Annotated in this window: 26 protein-coding genes and 1 tRNA gene; 13 read left to right on the top strand and 14 right to left on the bottom strand. The window is 60.2% G+C overall.

Going from position 1 to position 26,965, the window contains the following annotated elements; genetic code table 11:
* Positions 1 to 34: 34 nt before the first annotated feature.
* The 4 genes from ACKLNI_RS18715 to lgt all read right to left on the bottom strand — a co-directional run bounded on the left by ACKLNI_RS18715 (position 35) and on the right by lgt (position 5,841).
* Positions 35 to 1,249 (bottom strand): acyl-CoA dehydratase activase-related protein, encoded by a 1,215-nt coding sequence (locus tag ACKLNI_RS18715; protein WP_413720618.1) that lies wholly within the window; start codon positions 1,247 to 1,249, stop codon positions 35 to 37.
* Positions 1,200 to 3,335 (bottom strand): BadF/BadG/BcrA/BcrD ATPase family protein, encoded by a 2,136-nt coding sequence (locus ACKLNI_RS18710; protein ID WP_413720617.1) that lies wholly within the window; start codon positions 3,333 to 3,335, stop codon positions 1,200 to 1,202. Before ACKLNI_RS18710 ends, ACKLNI_RS18715 begins: the two co-directional genes overlap by 50 nt.
* Positions 3,332 to 4,831: a hypothetical protein gene (locus ACKLNI_RS18705; protein ID WP_413720616.1), complete on the bottom strand. Its 1,500-nt coding sequence runs from the start codon at positions 4,829 to 4,831 to the stop codon at positions 3,332 to 3,334. Before ACKLNI_RS18705 ends, ACKLNI_RS18710 begins: the two co-directional genes overlap by 4 nt.
* Before the next feature lie 107 nt (positions 4,832 to 4,938).
* On the bottom strand, positions 4,939 to 5,841 hold the full coding sequence (gene lgt / locus ACKLNI_RS18700; protein ID WP_413720615.1) for a prolipoprotein diacylglyceryl transferase: 903 nt from the start codon (positions 5,839 to 5,841) through the stop codon (positions 4,939 to 4,941).
* 175 nt (positions 5,842 to 6,016) lie between these two features.
* Here lgt and ACKLNI_RS18695 point away from each other — a divergent pair, with 175 nt between their 5' ends.
* Positions 6,017 to 7,156, top strand: a complete 1,140-nt coding sequence (locus ACKLNI_RS18695; protein WP_413720614.1) for a fumarylacetoacetate hydrolase family protein — start codon at positions 6,017 to 6,019, stop codon at positions 7,154 to 7,156.
* Between the two features lie 30 nt (positions 7,157 to 7,186).
* On the opposite strand, the gene ACKLNI_RS18690 is transcribed toward ACKLNI_RS18695, so the two are convergent.
* A tRNA-Arg gene (locus ACKLNI_RS18690) sits at positions 7,187 to 7,263 on the bottom strand.
* An 80-nt stretch (positions 7,264 to 7,343) separates the two neighbouring features.
* The gene (locus ACKLNI_RS18685) at positions 7,344 to 7,826 is read right to left on the bottom strand and encodes a CoA-binding protein (protein ID WP_413720613.1); all 483 of its coding nucleotides are present in this window, start codon (positions 7,824 to 7,826) and stop codon (positions 7,344 to 7,346) included.
* A gap of 378 nt (positions 7,827 to 8,204) precedes the next feature.
* Between ACKLNI_RS18685 and ACKLNI_RS18680 the strand changes: the two genes are divergently transcribed.
* Positions 8,205 to 8,705, top strand: coding sequence for a hypothetical protein (locus ACKLNI_RS18680; RefSeq protein WP_413720612.1), 501 nt, complete (start codon positions 8,205 to 8,207; stop codon positions 8,703 to 8,705).
* 104 nt (positions 8,706 to 8,809) lie between these two features.
* Here ACKLNI_RS18680 and ACKLNI_RS18675 read toward each other — a convergent pair whose 3' ends face one another.
* Genes ACKLNI_RS18675 through ACKLNI_RS18665 form a run of 3 tightly spaced genes read right to left on the bottom strand, consistent with a single transcriptional unit; the run spans position 8,810 to position 12,356 of the window.
* Positions 8,810 to 10,213, bottom strand: a complete 1,404-nt coding sequence (locus ACKLNI_RS18675) for a sensor histidine kinase (RefSeq protein ID WP_413720611.1) — start codon at positions 10,211 to 10,213, stop codon at positions 8,810 to 8,812.
* Positions 10,214 to 10,234: 21 nt separating this feature from the next.
* Positions 10,235 to 11,620, bottom strand: coding sequence for a dihydrolipoyl dehydrogenase family protein (locus ACKLNI_RS18670; protein ID WP_413720610.1), 1,386 nt, complete (start codon positions 11,618 to 11,620; stop codon positions 10,235 to 10,237).
* Position 11,621: 1 nt separating this feature from the next.
* Positions 11,622 to 12,356 (bottom strand): TVP38/TMEM64 family protein, encoded by a 735-nt coding sequence (locus tag ACKLNI_RS18665; protein WP_413720609.1) that lies wholly within the window; start codon positions 12,354 to 12,356, stop codon positions 11,622 to 11,624.
* 289 nt (positions 12,357 to 12,645) lie between these two features.
* On the opposite strand from ACKLNI_RS18665, the gene rpmH reads away from it, so the two are divergent.
* From rpmH to yidD, 3 genes are all read left to right on the top strand, one after another.
* The gene (rpmH, locus tag ACKLNI_RS18660) at positions 12,646 to 12,783 is read left to right on the top strand and encodes a 50S ribosomal protein L34 (RefSeq protein ID WP_413720608.1); all 138 of its coding nucleotides are present in this window, start codon (positions 12,646 to 12,648) and stop codon (positions 12,781 to 12,783) included.
* Positions 12,784 to 12,937: 154 nt separating this feature from the next.
* Positions 12,938 to 13,285, top strand: coding sequence for a ribonuclease P protein component (rnpA, locus tag ACKLNI_RS18655; protein WP_413720801.1), 348 nt, complete (start codon positions 12,938 to 12,940; stop codon positions 13,283 to 13,285).
* Positions 13,282 to 13,503 carry a membrane protein insertion efficiency factor YidD gene (yidD, locus tag ACKLNI_RS18650; protein WP_413720607.1) on the top strand — a complete coding sequence of 74 codons (222 nt, stop codon included), beginning with the start codon at positions 13,282 to 13,284 and terminating at the stop codon, positions 13,501 to 13,503. The genes rnpA and yidD overlap by 4 nt, the downstream gene beginning before the upstream one ends.
* Here the strand turns inward: yidD and ACKLNI_RS18645 are convergent.
* Positions 13,500 to 14,036: a DUF3833 domain-containing protein gene (locus ACKLNI_RS18645; protein WP_413720606.1), complete on the bottom strand. Its 537-nt coding sequence runs from the start codon at positions 14,034 to 14,036 to the stop codon at positions 13,500 to 13,502. The two genes, yidD and ACKLNI_RS18645, sit on opposite strands and share 4 nt — an antisense overlap.
* 93 nt (positions 14,037 to 14,129) lie before the next feature.
* Between ACKLNI_RS18645 and ttcA the strand changes: the two genes are divergently transcribed.
* From ttcA to ACKLNI_RS18605, 8 genes are all read left to right on the top strand, one after another.
* Positions 14,130 to 14,966 carry a tRNA 2-thiocytidine(32) synthetase TtcA gene (gene ttcA / locus ACKLNI_RS18640; RefSeq protein ID WP_413720605.1) on the top strand — a complete coding sequence of 279 codons (837 nt, stop codon included), beginning with the start codon at positions 14,130 to 14,132 and terminating at the stop codon, positions 14,964 to 14,966.
* Positions 14,967 to 15,034: 68 nt separating this feature from the next.
* Positions 15,035 to 16,582, top strand: a complete 1,548-nt coding sequence (locus ACKLNI_RS18635; RefSeq protein WP_413720604.1) for an EAL domain-containing protein — start codon at positions 15,035 to 15,037, stop codon at positions 16,580 to 16,582.
* Between the two features lie 230 nt (positions 16,583 to 16,812).
* On the top strand, positions 16,813 to 18,714 hold the full coding sequence (yidC, locus tag ACKLNI_RS18630; RefSeq protein ID WP_413720603.1) for a membrane protein insertase YidC: 1,902 nt from the start codon (positions 16,813 to 16,815) through the stop codon (positions 18,712 to 18,714).
* Positions 18,711 to 19,463: an MOSC domain-containing protein gene (locus ACKLNI_RS18625; protein WP_413720602.1), complete on the top strand. Its 753-nt coding sequence runs from the start codon at positions 18,711 to 18,713 to the stop codon at positions 19,461 to 19,463. The genes yidC and ACKLNI_RS18625 overlap by 4 nt, the downstream gene beginning before the upstream one ends.
* The gene (gene yihA, locus ACKLNI_RS18620; protein WP_413720601.1) at positions 19,460 to 20,107 is read left to right on the top strand and encodes a ribosome biogenesis GTP-binding protein YihA/YsxC; all 648 of its coding nucleotides are present in this window, start codon (positions 19,460 to 19,462) and stop codon (positions 20,105 to 20,107) included. The genes ACKLNI_RS18625 and yihA overlap by 4 nt, the downstream gene beginning before the upstream one ends.
* A gap of 49 nt (positions 20,108 to 20,156) precedes the next feature.
* On the top strand, positions 20,157 to 21,029 hold the full coding sequence (argB, locus tag ACKLNI_RS18615) for an acetylglutamate kinase (protein WP_413720600.1): 873 nt from the start codon (positions 20,157 to 20,159) through the stop codon (positions 21,027 to 21,029).
* On the top strand, positions 21,026 to 21,667 hold the full coding sequence (locus tag ACKLNI_RS18610; RefSeq protein ID WP_413720599.1) for a ferredoxin: 642 nt from the start codon (positions 21,026 to 21,028) through the stop codon (positions 21,665 to 21,667). Before argB ends, ACKLNI_RS18610 begins: the two co-directional genes overlap by 4 nt.
* A complete protein-coding gene (locus ACKLNI_RS18605; RefSeq protein ID WP_413720598.1) occupies positions 21,664 to 22,164 on the top strand; it encodes a SixA phosphatase family protein in 501 nt (166 codons plus the stop codon). Before ACKLNI_RS18610 ends, ACKLNI_RS18605 begins: the two co-directional genes overlap by 4 nt.
* Before the next feature lie 61 nt (positions 22,165 to 22,225).
* On the opposite strand, the gene ACKLNI_RS18600 is transcribed toward ACKLNI_RS18605, so the two are convergent.
* The 4 genes from ACKLNI_RS18600 to ACKLNI_RS18585 all read right to left on the bottom strand — a co-directional run bounded on the left by ACKLNI_RS18600 (position 22,226) and on the right by ACKLNI_RS18585 (position 26,925).
* Positions 22,226 to 22,993 (bottom strand): amino acid ABC transporter ATP-binding protein, encoded by a 768-nt coding sequence (locus ACKLNI_RS18600; protein WP_413720597.1) that lies wholly within the window; start codon positions 22,991 to 22,993, stop codon positions 22,226 to 22,228.
* 12 nt (positions 22,994 to 23,005) lie between these two features.
* Entirely contained in the window at positions 23,006 to 24,550 is a 1,545-nt protein-coding gene (locus ACKLNI_RS18595; protein ID WP_413720596.1) for an amino acid ABC transporter permease, read from the bottom strand.
* Position 24,551: 1 nt separating this feature from the next.
* A complete protein-coding gene (locus ACKLNI_RS18590) occupies positions 24,552 to 25,781 on the bottom strand; it encodes an amino acid ABC transporter permease (protein ID WP_413720595.1) in 1,230 nt (409 codons plus the stop codon).
* Between the two features lie 127 nt (positions 25,782 to 25,908).
* Positions 25,909 to 26,925, bottom strand: coding sequence for an amino acid ABC transporter substrate-binding protein (locus ACKLNI_RS18585; RefSeq protein ID WP_413720594.1), 1,017 nt, complete (start codon positions 26,923 to 26,925; stop codon positions 25,909 to 25,911).
* Positions 26,926 to 26,965 lie beyond the last annotated feature (40 nt).

Here is a 26,965-nt window from a genome sequence, read left to right as displayed (position 1 = left end):
CCGGAACCAACGCGAGACCCTTCAGACGTGCGCGCTATGCGCCCAGAACCGCACCAGCCACGGGCGATACACCGATTTCGGCCTCTCCTTCCTCCAGCATCTGCTGCTTGTTCTTCATGATCTCGGCACCGCGGCGTTCCAGATAATAGGAGATCGTCTCGGTCCGAATTCGAACCGACCCCGAGGGCTTCGTCTGGTCGAGGTCCTGGAAGGAAAAGAACAGGGTCCCCCGTGCTTCGAGAATCCTTTGGACGGGCGTGTATGTCGGCTGATCCATTCCGCATTCGTAGCTGGAGAACCGGATCGCAGCGGCGATCGCAGGGTGACGCGCACCGAACCGGGCAGCCCAAAGCAGTTCGTTCGTGTTCGCGCTATAGGACGATTTCCAGACGTCCGAAATGTCGAACGCAGATGTAAGGCGTCCATCGCGCACGTCATCGCCGAATAACCTGTCCAGCAAGGCGGCATCGTGCGGCAGGTGCTGGCCCCAGATCACGGGATACCCACAAGCCTGAAGCTCGTTCTCGATCTCGTGCCCGATACCCGGGTCAATGTGGTAGGGACGGCCAAGCGCAAGGATTGCCGGGCGGCCTTCTCTCTCGCATCGTTCGAGTACCTCCTGGGCCACTTCGCGCGTCTCTGCATCGAAGTCGTCCTGGGCTTTCCAGCCGGCGTCGATCGCCTCTGTGGTTTCGGCAAGCGTCAGACCGGGGAACACCGGTTCCAGAGCCGCGGTCAATTGGCGCGCCATGAGTTGCGGTTCTGACATGTTGACCACAGGCGAGACGTACCTGACACCCGCCTCGGCAAACCCGTCAGCTTCCCGCATGAACCCGCCCTTGGCGGATTCGGGACCCGCCATGACACGGGGACAGCCAAGGCAATCCGAAACACTCGTTCCGAGAAATGAGCGCAGGCTCACGACCTTGGGCGAAAAGAGCACCTGGATAGGCTTCTTGAGCCCGGTCAGCAGTTCCCCGTAGTGACCCGACATGCACTTCACCGGATAGCAGCAGTCGACCGCACCTCTGCCCTGCGAGTAGAGTTTTTGCTGCTCGTCCGAAGTGACCGAGGAATAGACGACATTCCTGCGTTTGACGCCCAACGCTTCGAAGAACCCTGTCCAGAAGCGCGGCGTGGACCACTGGTTCAGGACCCGCGGAATTCCAATGCGGAGATCAGGATCGCGGTCCGCCTTGTTACCGGAACGCGTCTTCGCGGACACGCTCAGCCGTATTGGGATGCGCATTCTTTGCCTCCGTTATGTCTGCCAGACGCTCGCGGTACTCGGTCGCGTCCTCGATCAGCCCGCGCGTGCAGGAGTTTCCGGTGATAACGCGTTCCCAGCCCTCGCCGACCGGGATCTTGCTTTTCGGACGACCCTTGCCACCCGGAACCTTCACGTCGATGAAAGCCCTCTTGCAGTTCACGGCGCACCACCGGCATGTCGTCTGCTCGTTGGTGGTCGTCTCGTACTCCAGTGATGCCACCCGGTCGAAACCGATGAAGCGGGACGGCAGAGTGCCAAGCCGGTTCTGTGCAGCCAGCAAGGCCGCGCCAAAGGCTCCGGCTTCGCCCGACATCGGGTGCACCTGCACATCCGCGTCCGGCACCTTGTCGCGGATGAAATCCACTTGGGCCTTTACGACGGCAAGGTTCCTGTGCGTACCCCCCTGAAGCACGAACTTGCGGCCGACGCTGCGCAGGTTCTGGAACTGGCCTGCATAAATCCAGACGTTCAGCGGCAGGACCGAGGCCAGTGCGGCCATGATCTCTTCCGCCTTCCAGCCCTTGCGTTGCTGGTTGACGATGTCCGACTGCAGGAACACACCGCAACCCATCATCAGATCGGGCATGGATTTGGCGGCGAACGCTTTGTCGGCATAGTCGTTGAGATCGACACCATAGCGTTCGGCGACCCCCTGGAGAAAGGCTCCGTTGCCCGAGGAGCATTGCGAGTTCAGCCGGAAATCCGCGACCGTACCCTGTCGCAGCAGCATGATCTTCACATCCGCTCCGCCCACGTCGCAGATCGCGTCCGCATCGGGGAAGAAATGCAAGGCACTGGCGGCGTGCGCGACCGTCTCGACCACGGGTTCGTCCGCACCAAGAATGTCCTTCAGGAGATCCTTCCCGTAACCGGTGATACCCAGCCCCGCGACGGTCCGAACCCCTTGGTCGCTCAGTCCTGCGAAAAGGGCCTTGGCATCCTCGATCGGATTGCCGACGGACTGCCGGTAGACCGACGCCAGAACCTCGAGTTCCTCGGAAAGAACAACCGCCTTGACCGTGGTGCTGCCGAAATCGCAGCCGACGAAAACAGGGCCTTCGATCACCCGGGGCGACTCCTTCCCGCCGGGTGCGTATTCCTGGCGAAACGCGGCAAGCGCATCTTCCGAGGCGCTAAGCGATCCGCGCCCTTCGCGGGCCTTGCTTTCGTTCTGCCCCTCCGCGATCCACCAATCGAGTTTCTCCAAACCGGCGTAGCGGCTGTTCTCTCTGAGATCGCGGCCCGCGATCTCGGCGCATCCGAGGCAGGCATAGTACAAGGCGTCTTCGGGTGTCTGGATGCATTCTGCCGCGTCGAACCCTTCCGGCAGAACGGTCCCCCGGCTTTTCCAGAGCTCGGTCAGATGGTGCGCCCACGCTTCGCGCAGACCACGGAAGAACATGTTGGGCCCGCCCAGAAGAAGCACGTTCGGCAGAGGTGTGTTGCCCTTGGTCAGGGTCGCGAGGTTCTGACGAACGACGGCTTCGAACAGGCTCGCGATGATTTCGGCCTTCGGGACGCCCGCTTTCAGCAGGCTGTTCGCATCGGCCTCCGCGAAGATTCCGCATTTGGCGCTGATCTTGTGAAGGCTGATCCCCGCGTGTCCCATCCCGTTCAGTTCTTCGCCCGTGATGCCCAGCTTTCGCGCGGACTTTTCGATGAAGGTACCGGTGCCCCCGCTGCAGGCGGACTGCATGTAGACCTGCTTGGCCGTTCCCGCATGCGTTGGCGTGAAGAAGATGGTCTTCATGTCCTCGCCCCCGATTTCGGAGACGAAACGGACGTCGGGGTGCAGTTTCTCGACCGCAGCCGAAACGGCGACGACCTCCTGAACATGCGCACCGCCGATGAATGGCGCAATCGTGCCGGAGCCGGAACCTGTCAACGCAATGTAGTCTTTACCCGGTGTCAGCCCCGCCGCGTCCTCCATGGCCGCAAGGAGGTCGCGCGCTGTTTCGGCCTGCCGGGTATTGTGGCGCTCGTATCTTTTCCAGATAACTTCGCCGTCTTCGACCACCACCGCCTTGACCGTGGTCGAGCCGATATCCAGACCTGCGATCTTCATAGCCGCGCTCCTCCAAGCTGAAGAACGATGTTGGCCGCAGTTCCCGCCGCACCACGCTCTGGCAGGGCCTGCATGACTGAATCTTGCGATCGGGCCAGCTTGTCCCGGGCCTGCTCCAGAGTGAGGCCGCTGGCGTGCAGGGCCCGGTCCAACTCCTCGGCGGCCTGCACCTTTGCCTCGGTCAGGATCATCTGACACCGGGACAGCGCATGCACCTCGCTGTCGCCCTTCACCTCGAGCGCGGCGAAAAGCATGTCGGGATACTTGCCCTGAACCGCCGCCATGGCCCCAAGGCTCATGGTGTTCGGCATACAGCCATAAGGCGACAACTCGGCGATCATGTGGGCCTTGCGCTTGGTGTGCGCCCAGATCGCCTTGCCGATCAGCATATCGCCCTCACCACCCGAAAGCCTGCCGTCGTAGTAGGGCGCCGCAAGGGCCTTCAACTCGTCCTGTCGCGGCACGCGATGCGGCAATCCTCCGATGGCCCGCCGCATCTGGTCGTGGCGCCACAGCATTGCCTTCGACGCCAGCCTTAACCAATTCAGTCGCGCGCGGGCTCCCTTCTCATAGTGGCGCTCTTCGCTGTACTGAGCCTGGAATCGCAGCAGATAATCGAGCCAGATGACGATCGGAGCCGGATAGACCTCTGCGCCCTCACCTTCGAGCCAGGAGTGGATGTTGTAGTTCGGGTCGCCCTCGACGGTCTGAAGATAGAACTCGCCGGTAATCTTGACCTTGGGCTTCACACGCAACCGATCCACCTTCACTTCCGCGAAACGGGTCCCCGCCCGGCGCATTGACCTGATGATCTCCCGCGACAAGAGCGCCCATGCAGCAAGACCGAACGTCCCAGAAGGCGGGCGAAAGCCTTTGCAAACCTCGTACAGGTCCTCAACGGACGCACGCGCGGCGCGATCCGTGGCACCAGGTTCAAGTTCGTAGGGGCGCAACTGGTACTCGACGTCCTGGATCACATCAGCAGCAAGAACGCCCAAAACCGCCTTGGCGATGATCTGCGGCGAGATATCCAGCCCGCCTTCCCCATGCGACGCCGAAGGGTCCTGCTGCGCGACGAAGAAAAGGCGAAACGCGTCCATGCCAAGATTGTTCAACGCCAGTTCGTAGGACTGGTGATATTGACCGAACCGACAGCTTCCGCAGGAACCCGCAGAAAAATAGGCGTAGTCGTCCATGACTTTTTCCGCGCCATCGCGCTTCGATTCCTCGAGGAGAAAATTCGCCAGGTTTCCCGCGGTAAACGCCGTCGGGCAGCACTGACCGACGTCTGCCAGTTCCCGTCCTCGCAGCAGGTCAGCCCGCGTCGCGTTCGGAAGCGCCCGGGCGTGATAGCCCGATCCGTTGAAAACACCCTCCAAGGCACGCTCGGCCCGCCAGGTCAGCCCGCCAAACAGCAAAGTCGTGCTGTCTCGCTCCTCCCGAGTAAAGGGTCTGGGTGCGTAGGCGCGATAGTCCTTCTGGGAAATCTTGCTCATGACGCGGCGCTCCTCCCTTCCCCGGTTGGCGATTTTTCCGCCAGTTGAGACCGGATTATCGACAAACATCCCACTATCGGAATGTTACAGCCTTGATCCTTGTCAATCTATTGCGCGACTTGCTCGGCCCGTTTTTCCTCAATGTTCGACTTGGTCCAACTCGTTGGAATTCCTAGAGGATATAGGATCAAACCCACCAGAATCACGATCCGTGTCAAACCTGCTCCCTGCTTCGGAGCGCTGCGAGTTGAACTGACGGCTATTGGCCTGAGCAGAAAGAAAACCAGCAGCAGAAAACCAATAGCCGCCATCGCCAGATTGAAAATCTGACCGGTACCAATTCCAAGCCATGCGGATTCGTAGTCACGGAAAAGGTCAACGGCGAAACGAAGAGCCGCGTAAAGGAATACGAAAAGCCCCATGGTGACTCCCCGGCCAGGAGGCCAGAGACGCATGGCCCACGCCAACACCGGGATCAGTGCGAAATTCTTCGTGCTTTCGTACAACGCCACGGGATGCCGGGGGCCGGAGACATTTTCGTAAATGAAACCCCAAGGCATCGACGTCACCGAACCGATGACACCACCCTCGATGAAGTTTCCAAGGCGGCCGACTGCCAACAGGAACGCGCCCGGGACGACGATCTCGTCCAGCAGCCGGAGAAGCGGGAGGCGCCTTTGCCGGGAAAACAGCCATGCCGCGATCAAACCGCCCAGCAGCACCCCATGCGAGGCCATGCCGCCGTTCCACCAGTTCAGGGCGGCCAGAGGATGTTCGCGGTAATAGCCCTGTTCGTACACGACGATGTCGAAAGCCCTGCCGCCGATCAGAATGCCCGCGGCGAACATGATGCAGAAGGTAACGACATCGCGGTCCGACAGGCCGATTATCGCGCGCCGGAACCAGAACCACAGGAACACACCCATAAATCCGAAGGAATAGACGGAGCCGTACCAGTATATGGATCCGAACCCTGTGGTCAGTATCTCGGGCTCAAAGTCGTGAAGCATGCTGCGCTCTCGGAAGTGCCGGGTCATGAAGGCTGATCGATGCTAGTCCCTAATTCGATGGGCTTTCGTTGATGCGCATCAAGAGCAGGCCAACAGTGTTCTGGCCGTTCATGGGGAAGGCTTGAGGTCTCTCGTCATGTCGGACAAAGTCCGGACCAAAGGGAGGGCGTGTCACATGCAACTGAGTGAGAGCGAAGGCAAAGGACTTTGGCTTGGCCGGGTTTGGCAGCCTGATCTCGGACCCGTGATCGTCACGGTCCGCGACGGAATCCTGCATGACATCACGGCGAGGGCCGCACCCACCACCCGGGACATTCTGGAACTGGACGATCCGGCCGGATATGTCCGTTCAGCGAAAGGCAAGCCCATCGGTTCTCTGTCCGACATCCCGGGCCGCATGGCCGCAGGCGATGGCCCCTACTGGCTGGCGCCGTGCGATCTTCAGGCCGTGAAGGCTTGCGGCGTCACCTTCGCGCAATCCATGGTCGAGCGCGTGATCGAGGAGCAGGCGGCCGGCGATCCTCAAAAAGCCGAAAGCATCCGAACGCGCGTCAGCGAAATCATCGGGGACAGCCTCGATCAGATCGAAGCGGGATCCGCGAAGGCCGCGAAGGTCAAACAGGAACTGATTGGCCTTGGCCTTTGGTCGCAATACCTTGAAGTCGGGATCGGGCCGGACGCCGAGGTTTTCTCCAAGGCGCAGCCCTTGTCTGCGGTAGGAACCGGCGCCGAGGTCGGCCTGCATCCGATGTCGAAATGGAACAATCCCGAACCGGAGGTCGTTTTGGCCGTCAATTCGCGCGGCCAAATCCACGGCGTCTCGCTGGGCAATGACGTGAACCTGCGCGACGTCGAAGGCCGTTCTGCACTGCTGCTGTCCAAGGCCAAGGACAACAACGCCAGCTGCGCGATCGGTCCGATGATCCGGCTGTTCGATGAAACGTGGACGCTGGACGATGTCCGGCGCGCCGAGCTGGACCTGAAGGTGGAGGGCGAGGACGGCTTCATTCTGGAAGGCCATTCGCTGATGGAGAAGATCAGCCGCAATCCCGAAGACCTCGTCTCGCAGACGATAGGACGGCACCACCAGTACCCCGACGGGTTCATGCTGTTCCTCGGCACACTGTTCGCACCGACCAAGGACCGGGATGCGCCGGGCCAGGGTTTCACGCACCACCTCGGCGACAGGGTACGGATTTCCTCCGACGGGCTCGGAATTCTCGAAAATACCGTGCAGCTTTCTACCCAGTGTCCCGAATGGACATTCGGCACCGCCGCGCTGATGCGAAACCTCGCCGGGCGCGACCTGATTTAGGCTTCGGGAAATTCAAAGGCTGAAGGAAGGTGGCGCGCTGGGGAGGATTCGAACCCCCGACCCCTTGATTCGTAGTCAAGTACTCTATCCAACTGAGCTACCAGCGCGCGGGGTGTGGCGGATGTAGCCATAGCCGCGATGGTTTGCAAGACCGAATTCCCGGCGTTTCAGCTGCAACGTGCGAAGTCTATCGGAGCTTCGAACTGACGCCGCCCCGGAGACCGAATGGATTGGGCGCGCCGCAAAGGCGCATATGTTCGACTTTGGGGCATTTGTCCTGAACGACGTTGAGGCCGGCAGACCGGGCTTTTGCCGCTGCCTCCTCGTGCCGCACCCCGTATTGCATCCAGATGGTCTTGAGACCAGGCAGGAACAGGTCGAGCGCCTGGTCGACGATCGCGGGCACGAACTCCGGCCGTCGAAAGATGTCGATCATATCCACCACGGTGTCGGACGGTATATCCGAGAGATCGGCCAGAATGGTTTCGCCGTTCAGGCTTTCGCCGGCCTTGCTCGGATTGATCGGAATGATGCGCTTGCCGCGGCTGGTGAAATACGTCGCCACGAAAAGCGAAGGTTTCACCGGGTTGTTCGAAGCCCCGACGATCGCGATCGTCTTGGCCTCGTCGATGATCCGTATCAGGTCGGCGTCATTTGGGATAATTGACATGAACGGTCGTCCCCAGTCGGTTTGGGCACGGTTCACACAGCTGCCAGCAAGACGCAACCCCGTCTTCTGCCGGCCGGGACATCCGGTGAGAACAGCCTGTTCGTACTCAAGCAAAAAACCACCGACCAGTCCACGGCAGGCAGCTTGGATCTCGACAATGTGCAGGCTTAGGATGTACTTTAGGACTACGTGATATCGTCTTTCGTTAGTGAATTAACGCAAGATATGGGAAGAATGGACCAGACTGCTCTGCCACCACAATTCACCCGACTTTGAATTGCCAGGCAAAGCCTGCTTCGGGACCGACCCTGCCAGCAAGAAAGAAAATTGATGACCACTCTTGGAAAATACGCATTCCTAGCCGTCTTCGCCGCCCCATTGCCCAGCTTCGCGGGCGGATATGGAGAGGCCGGAGTCAAAGATGCGACCGTCGGACAATTGCCAGCGGAAACAGCCGCAATCTGGTGTCCGAAATTGCGCACTGAAGTCCCGATCGAGTTGCAAAGGCAATTGGACTGCGAGGATGGCGTTCCAATTGGCACCGCTCGACCCGCCGTTGCTCCGGCGCGTTTTGGCGGCGGTCTGTTCGGCCTGCCGCCTCACCAACCGATAGGCGGGAATTCTGCCCTGGTAGATGGAGGTTCTCGGCCGAACCGGCTGGTTTCAGCTCCCGACGACAACACCGACGATCCTGAAAATCCGAAAGATCCCAATAACGGCAACAATTCTGGCGCACCTACCGCAAAATGGGACCGGCTTGGCGAGCTTGGCGTTACCCCCGAAAACCTCGGCCAACAGAGCGAAGAGTTCCGCGAAGCAGTCCGCGATTACACGAAGAACAATGGTGGCGGAGGCGACTGGAGTAACTTCAACCCCTGATTTCCCAGGCAGGGACCTCCCTATCGTGCGACCCTGAAAAACCCCAAGAACGCTATGATGAAACGCCAGCCTGCTCTGAAAGAGTCGAAGCCATCGGCGGCTGGCTACTGCGCCGCTCGATGAGAGCCGAAAACAGTCTTTGGAAGAGTTACAGTGAAGACGGTGCCTTCGGGCCCCGTCTTCGTAAGCGAAAGAGTCCCTCCGTGACCGCGAACAAGTTCTGCGGCAATCGCGAGACCAAGACCTGAACCACCTTTGCGCGCGCCCCCCTGAAAGGGCGTGAAGAGATGTTCCTGCGCCTTTTGCGGCAGCCCCGGACCGCTATCGGAGACGCGTATCCACCAGCTATTGTCATCTTCGCCGGCCGCCGCCTGGATCTTGCCGGGTTTCTTCGACGCCTCGATCGCCTGACGCGCATTGCGGATCAGGTTGGACGTGATGCGATAAAGCTGTTCGGAATCGGCGCGTACCATGAGGGCCCGCGGGACTTCGTTTTCGAAAGCGACCAGATCGTCGGTCGTCGCCAGGCGTTCCGCCTCGATCACATCCTGCACGATATCCGCGAGGTTCACGATGCTCAGCGTCGGTGATGGCTCCTCCGCTTTGCCGAACGCCAGCGTCGACTCGCACAGATGGACGGCGCGGGTGATGGAATTCATCAGCTTCGGCGCCATTCGAGCCACCACCGGATCCTCAGAGTCCTCGATACGGTCGGCGAAAAGCTGGGCCGACGTCAGGATATTGCGAAGATCGTGAGAGATTTTCGCGACTGCGCTGCCCAGCGCTGCAAGACGCTCGCGTTGGCGCAGCATCGACGTCAGGTCCGACTGCATGGACCGCAGAGCATGCTCAGCCTCGTTCAGTTCGCGCACGCCCGCCGACGGCGTGATGATCCGGCGCGCATCTTCGGGGGCCGCGGCATAGGACTTCATGGCCGCGACAACCCCCTTGATCGGGGTCACAAGCAACCGCCGCACCGCGAAGAACAAGAGCGTCGCGGTGAATACGGAAATCACCGCCGAAAGCAGAAGGATGCGAAGTCCGTAATCGATCATCGCTTCCCGCAAGGGCGCCGTCGGCATGGTGACTTCGATCAGAAGACCCGCATCCTGAACGGGATTTCCAATCACCCTCACCACCTCCGGCTCCGGGTTCAAAAGCCGTGCCATCGCATCCATGATGAGTGCGCCTGCCGATGGATCGCGCAGATCATAGGTTGCCGCCACCGGAGAAGGCATGTCTGACGACAGCATCAGTTGCCTCACCTCGTCGCGGCGAAGTACGACGTTGAATACTCCCGCATTCTTCAGAAGCTCGTATTCGAGTTCGGGGTCGATCATGTCGTTGGCCAGCAGCGCCAGCGAGGCGATCTGTGCCCGCTCCAGCCGGTTGACCATGTAGTCCTGCCGAAACCGCGCGATGGACGGAACGAAGATGAAAACCTCCGCCAGCATCACGAAAATAATCGTGAGTGCCAGGAACCGTCCGGAAAGCGAGTTTGGAAACATACTGCCTCTGACTGGCGGAACCTACGGCAGGTAATTCTGCACGAAGCCGACCACCTTCTTTACCGTAGGATTATCAAAAAGCTTGGGTGAGAAATAGGCCCCCGCTGCCCGCTTGTTGATCTCCGACAGCGTTGGATAGGGAAGCACGGTATTCGCTATTGCCGACATCTTCAGCCCGTTGGCGATCGCCATCGCCCACATTCCGATCATCTCTCCGGCGTGTGCCCCGACAATGGTGGCGCCCACCGGCTTGCCCTTGACCACCATCACCTTGATGAAACCGGTCGTTTGACCAGTGGCAATGGCACGGTCGTTCTCATGGTAGTCGAAACGCGTGACCGTGATCGCATGGTTTCCGTACTGTTTCCGCGCCTCCGCCTCCGTCGCCCCCACCTGTGCGAGTTCCGGATCGGTGTAGGTCACCCACGGGATGTGGTCGGTTTTCGCCTTTGACGGCAACCCGAAGAGCATGGATCGGATGATGACACCCGCATGATAGCCGGCAACATGCGTGAACTGCAGCCCACCTGCCGCGTCTCCGATCGCGTAGACGCGCTTGTTCGTGACCGAGCGCAAGTCGGCACCGACTTTCACTGCTCGATCATAGGAGACGTTGCCTTTGTCGAGGTCCAGTTTGTCGATGTTCACCTTGCGTCCGACTGCCATCAGCAGATGCGATCCGGTGAAGTTGCCATTGCTGGTCTTCACGGTGATTTGCCCGCCGCTTTCGGCGATCTCCTGGGCCACCACATCCTCGACGATCTCGATACCCTCGGCGCGCATCTGTTCCAGCACGATCCCCGCCGCCTCGGGATCATCCTTGCCCAGCGCCTTCATGCCTTCGATCACGGTGACCTTGCTGCCCAGCCTGATATGGGCCTGCGCCATCTCCATTCCGATCGGACCGCCGCCGATGATCAACAGATGATCCGGACGCTCGCGCAGATCGAAGATGTTTTCGTTCGTGAAATACCTGACGGTCTCGATACCAGGGATCGGCGGCACGAAGGGTCCCGAACCCGTGGCGATGACGATGCGCCGCGCGGTGATCACCGTATCGCCCGCCTGCACCTCGGTGGGCGAGATGAACCGGCCGTATTCGCGGATGACATGGACGCCAAGACCCTCGAACCGTTCCTGGCTGTCGACGGGCGCGATCGTCTCGATCACCTTGTGGACGTGATCCTTGGCCGCGGAGTAATCGACACCGCCACCCATGGCATGGGCACGTTTCGCCTCGGAGAGCAGTGCCTTGGATGGCACGCAACCGAAGTTGAGACAATCGCCTCCCATCTTGTGACCTTCCAGCAGGACGACCCTGGCCCCCATCTGCACTGCACCGGCGGCCACCGAGAGCCCCCCGGATCCGGCGCCAATGACAAGGATATCCGTCTTGATCCGGTTCATCTCAGACATCCTTTCCGCGCACGGCCTTGATCAAGATCGGAAGCGCGGCGAGCAGGCAAAGCCCGATCACGGGCAAGAGAATATGCGGCTCGAAGATGATGCCCAGGTTCGGAGTCTCGCCCCTCGCGAAAACCTCTCCAAGCCCCGCGCCCACCGAGGTATAGACCACGGCGCCCGGAATGATGCCGAGGAACGTCGAGATCACGAAGCGGTGCAAAGGTACTTCCAGAAATGATGGCACGAGGTTCGCGACAAAGAACGGCACCGCCGGAACAAGACGGATCAGAAACAGCATCGACCACTGGTTCTCGTCGATCCCATCCTTGATCTTCTTGACCGCGCCATCCGAGTTTTCGAGCTTCCGTCCCAGCGTCTCTCCGAAGCCCCAACGCGCGGCCAGGAAGATGATCGTCGCTCCGATCGTCGCGGCGATGATGTTGAAGAGCGCGCCCGGAAATGTCGCGAACAGAAAGCCGCCCGTCAGCGTGGCCACGGTAGCGCCGGGCAACGAAAAACCGACGATCACGACATATGCGGCGATGAAGGCCAGAACCGTCATCATATAGTTCGCGTCACGAAACGCGATCAGCGCATCGCGGTTGTCTGCCAACGCCTGGAAGCTGAGGTAATCGCGCAGAGTGATGGCCCCGACGATCGCAACGGCGAGAATCACCATCAATGGCACCCGCTTCGCAAATCCTGCCGACACCTTCGGTGCTTCTGTCATTTCCGCCATTCCGGTTCATCCCGCGCAAGTCGTTTCTGTTGTGTCAGAAGATGAGACGCAATGCCGGCAATTGTCAGACCGATCACGCCCGGTTGATAACGGGTGAAGGATTTGAGGTCTTTTTGCACGCCGCACGCCGCCCGATGTAACATTTGGCGGGGTCGCGGCCGCGAAAATGTTGCAAAAACCGCTGGCAAGGGGCGTTGACTTGGGGGGACGATCCCCTTAGAGACCGGGCTTCGGAATGAATTGGGCCCGAATCCGACCGGAAAATCGGGCCAGAGATCGGAGACAGGCAATGTCGAAGCGCACATATCAACCCTCGAACCTGGTCCGCAAGCGGCGCCATGGGTTCCGCGCGCGCATGGCGACCAAAGCCGGCCGCAAGGTCCTGAACGCGCGCCGCGCACAGGGCCGGAAGAAGCTGAGCGCCTGACGCCCGGCCGATTCCCAGCGATAAACCGCCGCGGGTGACCGACGGCGGTTTTGTCGTTTAAAGTGGACCGCGGGCGCTGCCCCGTCGCGCAGTACTCGACTCCCTCGGACTACATCGAGAAACGAAGGGCAATGTGAACCTAAGTGTCGGGACCATGCGCATAGACGGGCTGACGATACTTTCAAAGCGCGCGGATTTCCTTCGCGCGGCCTCGGCAAGGCGGGTTTCGACCCCCGGTTTCACGTTGCAGTACCGTCAGCGCCGGGAAGGTGAGGCCGAGGGCAAGCGCATAGGCTTCACCTGCTCGAAGAAGGTCGGAAATGCCGTGGCACGGAACCGGGCCAAGAGACGCCTGCGGGAGATTGCGCGCCTCGTCCTGCCCGAGCATGGGCGCGATGGCTTCGACTATGTTCTCATCGGTCGCCGGGAGGTAACGGCCTCCCGCGATTTCGCCGAGATGCGTGCCGATCTTGAACGCGCACTCCAGAAGGCGCACGCATGAGTCCGCTTGCCCATATCGTCGCCCTGCCCGTTCGGGCCTATCGGCTTCTTCTTTCGCCCTGGGTCGGGCACAGCTGCCGGTATCATCCGACCTGCTCGGCCTACGCGCTGGAAGCGCTGGAAAAACATGGCGCCATAAAGGGCAGCTGGCTTGCGGCGCGGCGCATAGCACGATGCCATCCGTGGGGTGGTTCGGGCGTCGACAACGTGCCGGACTAGGGCTTTTCGAACCAGATGATCACTTCGCCGATGTCGACGCCGAAGCGTTTCACATAGGCCCTGTTCAGCAGCCTCTCGTCCGACATCAGCCACATCCAGTCGTCGAAAGTGACGCGCATCGTTTCGGTTGCGCCCTCAGCCGAAGGGATCGGCAGGTCTATGGTGTACGCCCAGTTGAAACTGTCGCCTTTTTCCGTGCCAGAAGCAGTGCCGATCACGCCGGGTGCGCTGCCCCGCCAAGTATCGGGGCCCGTCTTTACCAGGGACCAGACCCGCTGCTCGGTCGATCCGTCCTCGTAGACGAAATCCTCGGTCAGGGTCAGCGTGCTGCCGTCCCAATCCCCGTCGATGGTAACGTCGAACCTCCGGCGCACCGTGCCGAAGATGTCCTGGAACTGTCCCTTGGCGACTGTTTCGCCCAGAAAGAACTCTTCGAGGTTCAGTTCGCGGTCGCTCAGCGCCGGGTCATCCAGAGACGGTTTGCCGGTGCAGGCGGCAAGAGCGAAGAACGTGACAAGGGCGAGGCGTCGCATGATATCTCCTTTTTAACAGATACGTGCGAAAGCGCGGGACGGATGGCACGCATGCGCTTCCCTCGCGTTCGGGGATCTGGCATATGCGCGGCCATGCTTGACGAGACCGACGAGATCCACCCCCTTTTCCAAGGCGCTCCGCAAACCACGGAGTTCCGGAAGCTGCGCAAGCGGATCATCCGCAATGTGCGTGAAGCCATCGAACAATACGGCATGGTCGAGCGGAATGCAAAATGGCTGGTGTGCCTTTCCGGCGGCAAGGACAGCTACACATTGCTGGCGGCGCTCTACGAACTCAAGTGGCGCGGACTGCTGCCCGTCGAAATCCTTGCGTGCAATCTCGATCAGGGCCAGCCGGGTTTCCCTGCAACCGTTCTGCCGGAGTTTCTGCAGAAGATGGGTGTGCCGCACCGGATCGAGTACCAGGACACCTATTCGATCGTCGTGGACAAAGTCCCCCAGGGCCGGACCTACTGCGCCTTGTGTTCGCGGCTGCGGAGGGGAAACCTCTATCGCATCGCCCGCGAGGAAGGATGTTCCGCAGTCGTGCTGGGGCACCACCGGGACGACATCCTCGAAACGTTCTTCATGAACCTCTTCCACGGCGGACGGCTGGCCACAATGCCGCCAAAGCTCCTGAACGAAGAAGGCGACCTCTTCGTCTACCGCCCGCTTGCCCATGTGGCGGAAGACGATTGCGAGCGATTTGCGCGGGCCATGAATTATCCTATCATTCCGTGCGATCTCTGCGGTTCGCAGGACGGGCTTCAGCGCCAGCAAGTAAAGCAGATCCTGGACGGCTGGGAAAAGAACAGCCCCGGACGCCGACAGGTGATGTTCCGGGCGCTGATGAACGCGAGGCCTTCCCATTTGCTTGACCCCAAATTGTTCGACTTCTTGGGGCTGGCCCGCACGAAATGCGACGACTGAGCGGCCATTAACGCAAAATAAGCCGGTAGCTGCCAGAAACTGTCCAACGCGAGGCAAGGCGGTGCGGCATGCTGACGGCATTCAAGATCAGGATAGGTGGATCGGCGAGCGGGGTCGTCGCCGGACTCACCGCGCGCCGTCTTGTCGCTATTCTTCCGATGGGCCTTCTGTGCGGTTTCTGGTTCTTTGGCGAGAGCAGCCTCGTCGTGGCGGCTCTTGCGACCCCCATTGCCGCGACATGGCTGGGAAGGTCATCCCTCGATGTCGAAGCCGACCCGAAAACCGGTGATACATCGCGCCTCTTGTCTCGGAGCGAGCTGATATCCTGGCTGAACAAGGCGATGCTGGCCCGTGGAACGCACGCTGGTCAATTCGCGGTACTGGTTCTGCTGATCGACGATATCCGCGATTTGGAAACCCGCTTCGGACGGGAATCACGCAAGGCAATCGAACGGGAAATCGTCCGGCGTCTTCAGGATGTTCTGCGCCAAGAAGATGCAGTCGCAACGCTGGACGAAAGCATCATTGCCTTTGGATTGCGAAACGTCCGCGCGCCAGAGACCGAGAACCTGCTTCGGTTGGCCCGGCGCCTTCAGGGCATCTGCGATGAGCCATTCAGTGAAAATACCGCTCGGATTTATTGCACCATGTCGATCGGCATAGCCGCGGAACTGCATGTAACCAGCCCGACCGCCGAAACGCTTGTATTGGCCGCCGAGCGTGCAGGCGAGTTCGCAACGACTTCGGGGGCCGGGTCTGTCCGGATCTTCACAGAAGGTCTGGTGAGCGAAAAGGATGACGAGCGGCGGCGTGCTCGGGAGCTTTCAAACGCCTTGGAGACCGGTGAAATCTTCGCCTGGTTTCAGCCGCAGATGTCCTCCGACCGGCGGCACGTCATCGGTTTCGAAGCCCTGGCGCGTTGGGATCGTCCCGAACACGGCCTTGTCCAGCCGGGCGCCTTTCTTCCGGACATCCACAAGGCCGGCTTGTCGCAGCGCCTAGCCGAAGTCGTGCTGAAACAGGCATTGACAGCCCTGAACGCGTGGGATGCGGCCGGCTTCAAGGTGCCAAGCGTATCCGTGAATTTCTCCGGCGAAGACCTGCGCAACCCGCGTCTGGCGGATTACGTGATGTGGGAACTCGACCGATACAACCTGGAGCCGGATCGGCTGGTCGTCGAAGTCCTTGAAAGCGTGATTGCCGAGAAACACGAGGACTCGATCACGCGAACACTGAAGACATTGTCAAAAGCCGGCTGCCGAATTGACCTGGATGATTTCGGAACCGGCTTCACCAGCATTATCAATATCCGGCGTTTCAACGTCTCGCGCATCAAGATCGACCGATGCCTTGTCTCGAAGCTGGACAAGGATATCGAACAGAAACGCATGGTTTCCGCTCTCCTCTCCTTCAGCAACAAGCTTGGGATCGAAGCCCTTGCGGAAGGTGTCGAAACGGACCGCGAAAGAGACGTGCTCCGGAAACTCGGCTGCCCTCACATACAAGGATATGTCGTGGCCAGGCCCATGCCATTGGGCGAAACTCTGCTTTGGCTGGAAGAGCGCGAAAACTCGGGACATCTGGGCTCCTCGACCGGAACCGCAGAATCAGCCTGAAGTCCTTCGTGAACCGCTGACTGGCCGATCCTAAAAGCCCAAGACCAATGACGAGAAGGCCTCGGAGTGTGGAGCGGGAATTACCCATGCACCGAAATTTCCGGCGACTTGGCTCTCTGTTCCGCCGGGAAGCCCCGAAACGTGACCATTCGCCTGGGAAAACACCTTGACCTTTTGGCCCATGGACGATTGAACCTCGGCAATCCGAGCGCGATGGGTGGTGAAAACCAATGGACGACCAGAACAAGAACCTTTTGCTGGCAATGGTGCTGAGCTCTCTGGTGCTCATCATCTGGTTCGTGCTGTTCCCGCCGCCTGAGGAACCCGCCGCCGTCGAGGGTTCGTCGACCGTCGCAAGCGGTGTGGATCCGGCCACGGCCGTACCCGCCGCAGATGCCGACGTCACCACCGCCACCGCACCCACGACCCAGCCAGCCGCGGCTGAAAACGTGGCACGCGTCGAAATCGACACCCCCAGCCTTCTGGGTTCCCTCTCTCTGGCTGGTGGCCGGATCGATACGATCTCGCTCAAGAACTATCGCACTACTCAGCAAAGAGGGGCTGACGAAGTCGAGGTTCTTGCACCGATCGGCTCTGCGCAGCCCTATTACTCCGTCTTTGGCTGGGCGCCGGGTGGCACGCTCGACGTCAGTGACGTGCCTTCGCCCGACACCGTCTGGAGCGTGGAAAGCGGCGAGACCCTTGGCCCCGACACCCCGGTTGTCATCCGTTGGGACAGCCCTTCGGGACTGGTCTTCCGGCGCACGATCGAAGTGGACGACAAGTTCATGTTCACCGTGACGCAAAGCGTCGAGAACGCGACGTCGGAACCCGTGCGCCTGGCACCCTATGGACTAGTGGCGCGGCACGGCGAACCTCAGAATCTGGCTGGTTTCTTCATCATCCACGAAGGCGCGATCCGTCGTACCGACGGCGAACTTGAAGAGATCGATTACGCCGATATCCCGGACCTTCGCGATGACGCTGTCTGGGGTGCGTCGGCAGACGTGAAGGAAGCATCCGAGAATGGCTGGATCGGATTCACCGATCACTACTGGATGACGATCCTCGTGCCTGAACAAGGCAGCGCCTTCACCTCCGTTGTCCAGTACGTCCCTGGTGCGGATGTCTATCGCACCACCGCCCGGATGCCTGCGATCGACGTCGCTCCCGGACAAACCGCGTCCTCCACGACCAAGGTCTTCACCGGCGCGAAGGAATGGGAAACCATCCGCAACTACGAAGCTGGCCGCGATATCGAGGGGTTCGGGCCGTCCGTAAGCTATTTCTTCGGTTTTGCCGGCGCTCCGGTGATCGACGGCTTTATCGACGCGATCGATTGGGGATGGTTCTATTTCCTGACAAAACCGATCTTCTTCGCCCTCCACGAACTGAACGCGCTGATCGGCAACATGGGCATAGCGATCATCGCCCTGACGCTGCTGATCAAGGCGCTGCTCTTCCCACTGGCCCGGAAGTCCTACATCTCGATGGCGAAGATGAAGGAACTGCAGCCCGAGATGGAGAAGATCAAGGAGCGCGCAGGCGACGACCGGCAGAAACTGCAGGTCGAGATGATGAATCTCTACAAGAAGGAAAAGGTGAACCCGGCCTCCGGATGTTTGCCGATCCTTCTCCAGATCCCGATCTTCTTCAGCCTCTACAAGGTTATCTTCGTCACGATCGAATTGCGCCACGCACCGTTCTTCGGACCGTTCCAGGACCTCAGCGCACCCGACCCGACATCGATCATGAACCTGTTTGGGCTGCTGCCGTTCGACGCCCCGGAACCGACCAGCCTGCTGGCACTGATCTTCATTGGTATTCTGCCCATCCTGCTGGGCATCTCGATGTGGCTTCAGCAGAAACTGAACCCGGCACCGACCGACCCGACTCAGGCGATGATCTTCGCCTGGATGCCCTGGGTCTTCATGTTCATGCTGGGCGGTTTCGCCAGCGGTCTCGTGATCTACTGGATCGCGAACAACACGATCACTTTCGTTCAGCAGTACACGATCATGCGAAGCCACGGCTATCACCCGGACATCTGGGGTAACATTCGCGGAGCGAACAAGGCACAGCCCGCGGCGGCGAACAAAGACGACAAGCCCAAGTCGAAGTCGAAAAAATGACCGGCACGCTTACCCGGATCGAAAGGCACCCGATCAAGTCACATGGCCGCGAGACACTCGCGGCCATTGACGTGACTGCGGGCGGGATGCTGCCTTGGGACAGGCACTGGGCTGTGCTTCACGAGGCCGCCAGGGCAGACGGCAGTCAATGGGCACCCTGCGTGAACTTTTCACGCGGTTCAAAGGCACCGGGCCTGATGGCCATCGACGCGCAACTGAACGAAGCCGAACGATGTGTCACGCTCTCCCACCCCGAACAGCCGTCCCTGACTTTCCACCCCGACAGCGCGAGCGATCTACCGGCGTTCCTTGAATGGGTTCGCCCGCTGATGCCAGCGGACCGTGCCGCGTCCAGCCGGATCGTCAGCGTAGACGCCCGCGGCATGTCAGATACCGACTACCCGTCGATCAGCCTTTTGAACCTTGCAAGCATCCGGGCCCTGTCGGATCGGTTGGGCCAGAAACTTGATCCTCGCAGGTTCCGCGGGAATTTCTGGGTCGATGGACTTGCCCCTTGGGAAGAGTTCGGCTGGGTCGGTGAAACCATTGCGATCGGCGACATCCGTTTCCGCATCGAAGAGCGGATCGAGCGCTGCCTTGCGACGACGGCGAACCCCGACACCGGACGGCGCGACGCAGATACGCTTGGAAGTCTCGAAGCCGGATGGGGACACAGGGATATGGGGGTCTACCTGGTCGCGCTCGAAGACGGTCGCGCCGAAACGGGCCAGTCCGTGGTGCTCGCATGATCTTGCCGTTTCCTGTGGCCGCACCTTCGGTAGAGGCGATCGAAACGGGCCGAAAGCTGTTCGCCGGGCAAACCGAGTTTTTGAAGGGCGTTGTGGCGATGGACGGCCTGCCACCGGCGGACCGGCTGGAGGTTTGCTTCGCGGGGCGCTCCAACGTGGGCAAATCGACGCTGATCAACGCGGTGACGGGCCGCAAGGCGCTGGCGCGGGCATCGAACACACCGGGACGGACGCAAGAGATCAACTACTTCACACTGGGCGACAGCCATTACCTTGTAGACCTGCCGGGATACGGGTTCGCAAATGCGCCAGTGGCCGTCGTCGCGAAGTGGCAGAAATTGTTGAAGGCCTACCTTGCAGGACGGCAGACGCTTCGGCGGGCCTTCGTACTGATCGACTCCCGTCACGGCATCAAGAAAGTGGATGAGGAGATCCTCTCGCTTCTGGACACGTCCGCCGTGACGTTTCAGGTCGTCATGACCAAGGCTGACAAGGTCAAGGCAGCCGAACGCGAAAAGACCCTGTCGCAGGTCCGCGCCGTGCTGGCCAAACACCCCGCGGCATTCCCCGAAATCGTTGTAACCTCGTCCGAGAAGGGCGATGGAATCGACGTACTGCGCGCAATCATAGCAACACTGGCTTGAGCGTCCGAAGCCAAGGTCTTAACAAGGATCAGGGTCAGGGACACATCGCATGAGACGGCAGGATTTCATGGAACGCGACTTTGCAGCCACGGCGGCCACGCTGAACTACGCTTTGCCGATGCTTCAGCGCTATGACGGTGCAACCGTTGTCGTGAAGTTCGGCGGCAACGCCATGGGCGACGACGAGGCAATGGCCTCGTTCGCCCGCGACATCGTGCTGATGCGCCTCGTTGGCGTGAACCCCGTGGTCGTGCACGGCGGAGGTCCGATGATCAACGAGATGCTGGGAAAGCTGGGCATCAAGAGCGAGTTCGTGCGGGGCAAGCGGGTCACCGACAAGGCCACGGTCGAGGTTGTCGAGGCCGTGCTTTCCGGCCTCGTGAACAAGCGGATCGTTCAGGCAATCAACGCGCAAGGCGGCAAGGCAGTGGGCATCTCCGGCAAGGATGCGAACCTGATGATCTGCGACTATGCCGATCCCGAGTTGGGCTTCGTCGGCGAGCCGGCCGAGATGAACCCGGCCGTCATCACCACGCTCATGGCCGCAGAAATGATCCCGGTGATCGCACCCCTTGGCATTGGCCGGGATGGCGCGACGATGAACGTCAACGGCGACACGGCGGCAGGCGCCATCGCTGCCAGCCTCAGGGCGGATCGGCTTCTTCTTCTGACCGACGTGGCCGGGGTGAAGAATGCCGACGGCGATGTAGTCACCGAATTGACGCCCGAGGCGGTACGCGAGATGACCGAGACCGGTGTGATCGCGGGTGGCATGATCCCCAAGACCGAAACCGCGCTTGCGGCAATCGAGGGCGGCGTTCGCGCTGTCGTAATCCTTGATGGACGTGTCGAAAACGCCTGTCTGCTGGAACTGTACACCGAACAAGGCGCCGGCAGCATGATCCGTCCAAAAAAAAGATGAGCCTTGCGGCTCTGACAAAGCACGCATCCCAGCACTTCCTAGCCGATTTCGGAACACTTCCTGCCCGCCCAGCCGACGGCGTCGGCGAAGGAACACTGGTGCTTCTGGGGCCGGCAGAGCCGGGCTTCTGGACCCATGTGACGGCCGAACCGGAATTCCGCGACGGCGAACCGGATCCGCTCGACAGATGGTCTTTGCGGATCATCAGCGACCTTGCCGCGACAGTGGACGGCGTCCCGCTGTTCCCATTCGGCGAGCCCTTGAGACCTTTCTTCACCTGGGCCATTCGATCGGGCCGCGCATGGCAGTCGCCGGTCATGCTCCTGGTTCACGATATTGCCGGGCTGATGGTCTCTTACCGGGGTGCCATTCTGCTGCCAGGGCACGAAAAGCAGCAGTCACCGGGCAGGAACCCATGCACCACTTGCATTGAAAAGCCCTGCTTGTCGGCATGCCCCCCTCGGGCCCTCACGGGCGACGGATACGACGTAGATGCCTGCCACGCCTACCTTGACACAGAGGCCGGCAGTACCAACCTTTTGGCAGGTTGCGCGGTTCGACGTGCCTGCCCACTATCCAAGAGTTACGGAAGATCCAAAGCTCAGTCCGCCTTTCACATGCAGTATTTTCACAAATGACGCTGACCCTCATTCTGACAAGACATGCAAAATCTGCCTGGGGCGATCCCGCCCTGGATGATTTCGAACGACCTTTGAACGGGCGTGGACGGTCGTCGGCAGCGAAGCTGGGCCGGTGGCTGATCGCTCAAGGGTACCTGCCGGACACTGTTCTGGTCTCCGGCGCCCGCAGGACCGTGGAAACCTGGAGCCGCATGGCGGACATGATGCCATCGACCTCAACGATGGAAAGCGTGCCTGCACTGTATCATGCCGGCGCCGAGACCATCCTGAACGTCCTGCGCGCCCGCAGATCGCCCGTCATCATGCTCATTGCGCATAATCCCGGCATCGGCGAATTCGCCGAACGGATTCTGGACTCTACCCCGGACCACGAAAAGTTCATGATGTACCCGACTGGCGCGACGACCATCATTCAATTCGAGACGTCCAGATGGAACGAGATCGGTTGGGGTACCGGACACCTTGTCGATTTCGTCGTGCCGCGGGAACTCTGACCCGAAAAGAAAAACGCCCGCCCCTACCGGGACGGGCGCTCTGTAGAACTTTTCACCGAGCTCAGTGACCGAGAATCTGGCTGAGGAACAGCTTTGTGCGGTCGGATTTCGGATTCTTGAAGAATTCCTCCGGCTCGTTCTGTTCAACGATCTGACCGGCATCCATGAAGATCACGCGGTTTGCGACCTGGCGGGCAAAGCCCATCTCGTGGGTCACGCACAACATGGTCATGCCCTCTTCGGCCAGTTCGATCATGGTATCCAGCACTTCCTTGATCATCTCCGGGTCAAGCGCAGAAGTCGGCTCGTCGAACAGCATGATCCTCGGACGCATGCAAAGCGACCGGGCAATCGCCACCCGCTGCTGCTGACCACCCGACAACTGGCCCGGATACTTGTTGGCCTGATCAGGGATCTTCACCTTCTCGAGGAAGTGCATCGCCGTCGCTTCAGCTTCACGCTTCGGAATCTTCCGAACCCAGATCGGCGCCAGAGTGCAGTTCTCGAGAATGGTCAGGTGCGGGAAAAGGTTGAAGTGCTGGAAGCACATCCCGACCTCGGAGCGGATCTTGTCGATGTTCTTCAGGTCCGACGACAGCAGGGTACCGTCCACCTCGATCGAACCCGCCTGGTGTTCCTCCAGCGCGTTGATGCAGCGGATCAGAGTGGATTTACCCGAACCGGACGGACCGCAGATCACGATCCGCTCGCCCCGGTACACTGTCAGGTCGATGTCACGAAGAACATGGAACTGTCCGTACCATTTGTTCATCTTCTGAATGACGATAGCGACTTCGTCAGAGACTTTCATTTGCGCAGTTTCAGACATGTGTCGCGCTCCCTATCTGTGGTCCGTGCGCAGTTGGCGTTCCAGCCACTGCGAATATTGCGAAATGCCGTAGCAGACGATGAAGAAGCACAGGGCCGCAAAGCCGTAGACTTCCCAGTAGATGCTGATCCAGTCGGTGGACTGCTGGATCGGGCCGCGGATCATGCCCACGACGTCGAACATCGAGATCACCGAGACCAGTGTGGTGTCCTTGAACAGGCCAACGGCCACGTTCACGATACCCGGGATCGAGATTTTCAGCGCCTGAGGCAGAATGATCAGCCGTGTCGCCTGCGTGTAGTTAAGTCCAAGGCTGTCCGCCGCTTCGTACTGACCCTTCGGCAGGGCAGCGAGACCGCCCCGGATCACTTCGGCGATATAGGCCGAAGAGAACATGGTGATCATGATGATCACGCGAAGGATAAGGTCGAAGTTGGTCTGCGGGGGCATGAAATACGCCAGCATCACGTTCGCCACGAAGAGAAGCGTGATCAACGGCACGCCCCGGACGAACTCGATGAACACAACGCAGATACCTTTGATCAGCGGCATCTTCGATTGACGTCCCAGTGCCAGCACGATCCCCAGCGGAATCGACAGCGAAACACAGACCGTGCCGAGGATAAGGCAAAGCATGAAGCCGCCCATATCGCGCGATGGCACCGCCGGAAGCTCCAGCGGGATGATGCCATTCAACGCACCCGATACGGGACCAAGCGCATAGAACAGCATCAGGTAGATCGCCAGAAGCGCCGTCACCAACGTGACCAGATCACCATCCTCGGCGCTTTGATAAATCGTGTAGGCGACGAAGATGCCCATCGGGATGAAGAAGACATAGGTGAAGATACCCGCCGCCCAGAACAAGGCGTAGGCGACGATATTCAGACCTGAGGTCCCGATGGATTGCGCGATGAAGACAAGCTCGCCGGCCCCCTTGAACAGCAGATAGGCCAGCCCAAGTCCCGCCGCGATACCGACCAACGCGGACAGGATGCGCCTCAGGCTGATGTCCATGCTCTCGACGAAGCGGAAGATCAGACCCGTCGCAACGATCGACAAGGCCACGCAGATCGGCACCCAAAGCGACCCGCCCCAAATCAGCCAATAGGCGACAAACGGGTAAAGTGCCGTCAGGATAAGCATCCGGCGCGGGATATACATGTAGAACAGCGCCGGCGCGGCCGAGATCAGGAGCAAAACGAAGGCAACCACCGGCCGCCAGTAAGCGTCCGCCGGATACTTGAAGCCGAACAAAAGGTGATCCCAGCGATCAACCAGAACGGCGAAACACGCCCCGGTGGACTTGCCGGCTTCGGTCAGGATGTCGCGACATTCCTTGATCGAACCCGCATCCCAGACGCCGTTCAGAAACCAGGGCGCACCACCCCAGATCAGGCGAACGATGATATACAGGGCCACGACGGTGAGTATGGAGTTGAACCAGTTGGAAAACAGGTTCTCACGCATCCACTTTATGGCGCCTCTCTCCCGCGCCGGGGGGGGCGAGGGCGGAATCGATTCATGACGAACGAAGGAGACATTTGCGTCAGCCATCTCAGCGCTCCTTCAGTTTCATGCGGTTGTTGAAGATGTTCATGAAGAACGAGATCAGCAGCGATACCGTCAGATAGAACAGCATCAACAACAGGATCGTCTCGATGGCACGGCCAGTCTGCAGAAGCGTGATGCCCCCAAGCGTACCGGTCACGTCCATATAGCCCACGGCGATCGCAAGCGACGAGTTCTTCGTGATGTTCAGGTATTGCGAGATCAGCGGCGGGATGATGACCCGAAGCGCCTGGGGCAGGATCACAAGGCTCATGATCCGGTTGGGCCGCAGGCCCAGCGCTGCCGCAGCCTCGGTCTGACCCTTGCTGATGGCCTGAATGCCCGCACGCACGTTCTCGGCGATGAAGGCGCCGGTATAGATCGCCAGCGCGAACCAAAGAGCAATCAGCGAACCGAGGATCGTGATGCCACCCCGGAAGTTGAAACCTTGCAGCGTCGGGTAATCGAGAGTGATCGGGTTACCCAGCAAAAGCTGCACGATAATCGCGGGAACGAAGAAAAGGCCAATGGACGGCCAGAAGGTCGGGATCATCCTGCCGTGGTCGTAAAGTTGCTTCCTGGCATAGGACCGGAACGCGAAGATGCCCACAATCGACAGGAAGAACACAGCCAGCACGATCATCGAACCGTCCCCGAAAACGGGCTTTGGCAGATAGACCCCCCGGTTCGTGACGGCAATGGAATCGAACAGCAACATCGATGCGGTGGCATCATCGCCCCGGAAGTCCCGCGGCGCGGGAGCCGCGTTGATCATGATCGAGAAGATGATCAGGATCCAGATCAGTACGGGAACATTGCGGAAGATCTCGACGTAAATCGCCATGATCTTCGAGACCAGCCAGTTGTTGGACAACCTCAGGACGCCGGCGATAACACCGAAAATCGTTGCCGTAACACAGGCCAGAAACGCCACGATCAGCGTGTTCAGCAATCCGACAACCGCCGCCCGGCCGTGGCTGGCCTGCGAGTCATACTCGATGGGCCTTTGGTTGATATCGTACCCGGCGGGCTCTCCGAGGAACTCAAAAGAAATGTTCAAACCGGCCGCCGCAAGGTTGCGGACAAGGTTGCCGCCTACAAAGGCCATGAAGGCAATGATCGCGACAAGCGCGATGAACTGGAACGTCAGTGATCGGTACCGCGTGTCGTTCAGCAGCATGGAGAGCTTGAATGACCCGCTCTGAGCCGTGATCGGCTGGTCGGCAAGTGTCGTCATGTCAGACGTTTCCCCGTCGATTTGGCGCTTATGGATGCACTCTGGCGGTGCGCGCCTGTTTCTGGAGCCGCTTGTCTCGAGCGGCTAGAAGAAGGGCGCGGGATGTCCGCGCCCTCCTCTGTCGTTCTTACCGGAACGGCGGCGAGTAAAGCAGGCCGCCATCGGTCCACTGAGCGTTCAGGCCACGGGCCAGACCGATCGGAGTGGCTTCACCGATGTTCTTCTCGAAGACTTCGCCATAGTTGCCGGCAACGCCGATCGCGCGCTTGGCCCAGTCCTTGTCGAGACCCAGCATTGCGCCCAGATCACCTTCAGTGCCCAGCAGACGGTTGATTTCCGGGTTGTCGGTACCAGCCGCCATCTCGTCGAGGTTCACCGAGGTCACGCCGAGCTCTTCAGCGGTGATCAGCGCGTTCAGCGTCCAGCGGACGATGTCGCCCCACTCGTTGTCGCCGTGGCGAACAAGCGGGCCAAGCGGCTCTTTCGAGATGATCTCGGGCATGATGATATGCGCAGTCGGATCTTCGAGGTTCGCACGCTGAGCGGCCAAAGCCGATGCGTCGGTGGTGTAGGCGTCGCAGGCGCCAGCGGTGTACTGCTGGATGGCCTCGGCGCCGGTTTCGATCGGAACCGGCTCATAGCTGATGCCGTTGTTGCGGAAGAAGTCCGCAAGGTTCAGCTCGGTCGTGGTGCCGGTCTGGATACAGATGGTCGCACCATCAAGATCCTTTGCCGACGACACGCCCAGCTCTTTCGGAGCCATGAAGCCCTGACCGTCATAGTAGTTCACGCCCGTGAATTCGAACTTCAGGTCGACGTCACGGCTGAAGGTCCAGGTCGTGTTCCGTGCCAGCATGTCGATCTCGCCGGAGGCAAGAGCGGTAAAGCGGGTCTTACCGGTCGTAGGTACGAACTCGACCGCGGTCGGATCGCCCAACACGGCTGCGGCAACGGCACGGCAGACCGCGACATCGAAGCCTTGCCAGACGCCGTTCGCGTCGGGCTCGGCAAAACCGGGTACACCGGTGGTCACACCACAATTCAGCTTGCCGCGCGCCTTGACGTCGTCAAGCGTCGCAGCGCCTGCCACGCCGCCGACAAGGGCGGCCGCGGTCATTGCGCCAAGAAATACGGATTTTTTCATTTTTACCTCTTCCTGAGTGTCCATCATCGCTGATGGGTCT

The sequence above is a fragment of the Silicimonas lutimaris genome (assembly GCF_047314965.1).
GTDB lineage: Bacteria > Pseudomonadota > Alphaproteobacteria > Rhodobacterales > Rhodobacteraceae > JAVJUV01.
This window is presented reverse-complemented; position numbering and strand designations above follow the sequence as displayed.

Excerpts from the sequence above, each read along its gene's own strand:
- ACKLNI_RS18715 (WP_413720618.1), bottom strand. The coding sequence starts at position 1,249 with ATGCGCATCCCAATACGGCTGAGCGTGTCCGCGAAGACGCGTTCCGGT.
- ACKLNI_RS18710 (WP_413720617.1), bottom strand. The coding sequence starts at position 3,335 with ATGAAGATCGCAGGTCTGGATATCGGCTCGACCACGGTCAAGGCGGTG.
- ACKLNI_RS18705 (WP_413720616.1), bottom strand. The coding sequence starts at position 4,831 with ATGAGCAAGATTTCCCAGAAGGACTATCGCGCCTACGCACCCAGACCC.
- lgt (WP_413720615.1), bottom strand. The coding sequence starts at position 5,841 with ATGCTTCACGACTTTGAGCCCGAGATACTGACCACAGGGTTCGGATCC.
- ACKLNI_RS18695 (WP_413720614.1), top strand. The coding sequence starts at position 6,017 with ATGCAACTGAGTGAGAGCGAAGGCAAAGGACTTTGGCTTGGCCGGGTT.
- ACKLNI_RS18685 (WP_413720613.1), bottom strand. The coding sequence starts at position 7,826 with ATGTCAATTATCCCAAATGACGCCGACCTGATACGGATCATCGACGAG.
- ACKLNI_RS18675 (WP_413720611.1), bottom strand. The coding sequence starts at position 10,213 with ATGTTTCCAAACTCGCTTTCCGGACGGTTCCTGGCACTCACGATTATT.
- ACKLNI_RS18670 (WP_413720610.1), bottom strand. The coding sequence starts at position 11,620 with ATGAACCGGATCAAGACGGATATCCTTGTCATTGGCGCCGGATCCGGG.
- ACKLNI_RS18665 (WP_413720609.1), bottom strand. The coding sequence starts at position 12,356 with ATGGCGGAAATGACAGAAGCACCGAAGGTGTCGGCAGGATTTGCGAAG.
- rpmH (WP_413720608.1), top strand. The coding sequence starts at position 12,646 with ATGTCGAAGCGCACATATCAACCCTCGAACCTGGTCCGCAAGCGGCGC.
- rnpA (WP_413720801.1), top strand. The coding sequence starts at position 12,938 with ATGCGCATAGACGGGCTGACGATACTTTCAAAGCGCGCGGATTTCCTT.
- yidD (WP_413720607.1), top strand. The coding sequence starts at position 13,282 with ATGAGTCCGCTTGCCCATATCGTCGCCCTGCCCGTTCGGGCCTATCGG.
- ACKLNI_RS18645 (WP_413720606.1), bottom strand. The coding sequence starts at position 14,036 with ATGCGACGCCTCGCCCTTGTCACGTTCTTCGCTCTTGCCGCCTGCACC.
- ttcA (WP_413720605.1), top strand. The coding sequence starts at position 14,130 with ATGCTTGACGAGACCGACGAGATCCACCCCCTTTTCCAAGGCGCTCCG.
- ACKLNI_RS18635 (WP_413720604.1), top strand. The coding sequence starts at position 15,035 with ATGCTGACGGCATTCAAGATCAGGATAGGTGGATCGGCGAGCGGGGTC.
- yidC (WP_413720603.1), top strand. The coding sequence starts at position 16,813 with ATGGACGACCAGAACAAGAACCTTTTGCTGGCAATGGTGCTGAGCTCT.
- ACKLNI_RS18625 (WP_413720602.1), top strand. The coding sequence starts at position 18,711 with ATGACCGGCACGCTTACCCGGATCGAAAGGCACCCGATCAAGTCACAT.
- yihA (WP_413720601.1), top strand. The coding sequence starts at position 19,460 with ATGATCTTGCCGTTTCCTGTGGCCGCACCTTCGGTAGAGGCGATCGAA.
- argB (WP_413720600.1), top strand. The coding sequence starts at position 20,157 with ATGAGACGGCAGGATTTCATGGAACGCGACTTTGCAGCCACGGCGGCC.
- ACKLNI_RS18610 (WP_413720599.1), top strand. The coding sequence starts at position 21,026 with ATGAGCCTTGCGGCTCTGACAAAGCACGCATCCCAGCACTTCCTAGCC.
- ACKLNI_RS18605 (WP_413720598.1), top strand. The coding sequence starts at position 21,664 with ATGACGCTGACCCTCATTCTGACAAGACATGCAAAATCTGCCTGGGGC.
- ACKLNI_RS18600 (WP_413720597.1), bottom strand. The coding sequence starts at position 22,993 with ATGTCTGAAACTGCGCAAATGAAAGTCTCTGACGAAGTCGCTATCGTC.
- ACKLNI_RS18595 (WP_413720596.1), bottom strand. The coding sequence starts at position 24,550 with ATGGCTGACGCAAATGTCTCCTTCGTTCGTCATGAATCGATTCCGCCC.
- ACKLNI_RS18590 (WP_413720595.1), bottom strand. The coding sequence starts at position 25,781 with ATGACGACACTTGCCGACCAGCCGATCACGGCTCAGAGCGGGTCATTC.
- ACKLNI_RS18585 (WP_413720594.1), bottom strand. The coding sequence starts at position 26,925 with ATGAAAAAATCCGTATTTCTTGGCGCAATGACCGCGGCCGCCCTTGTC.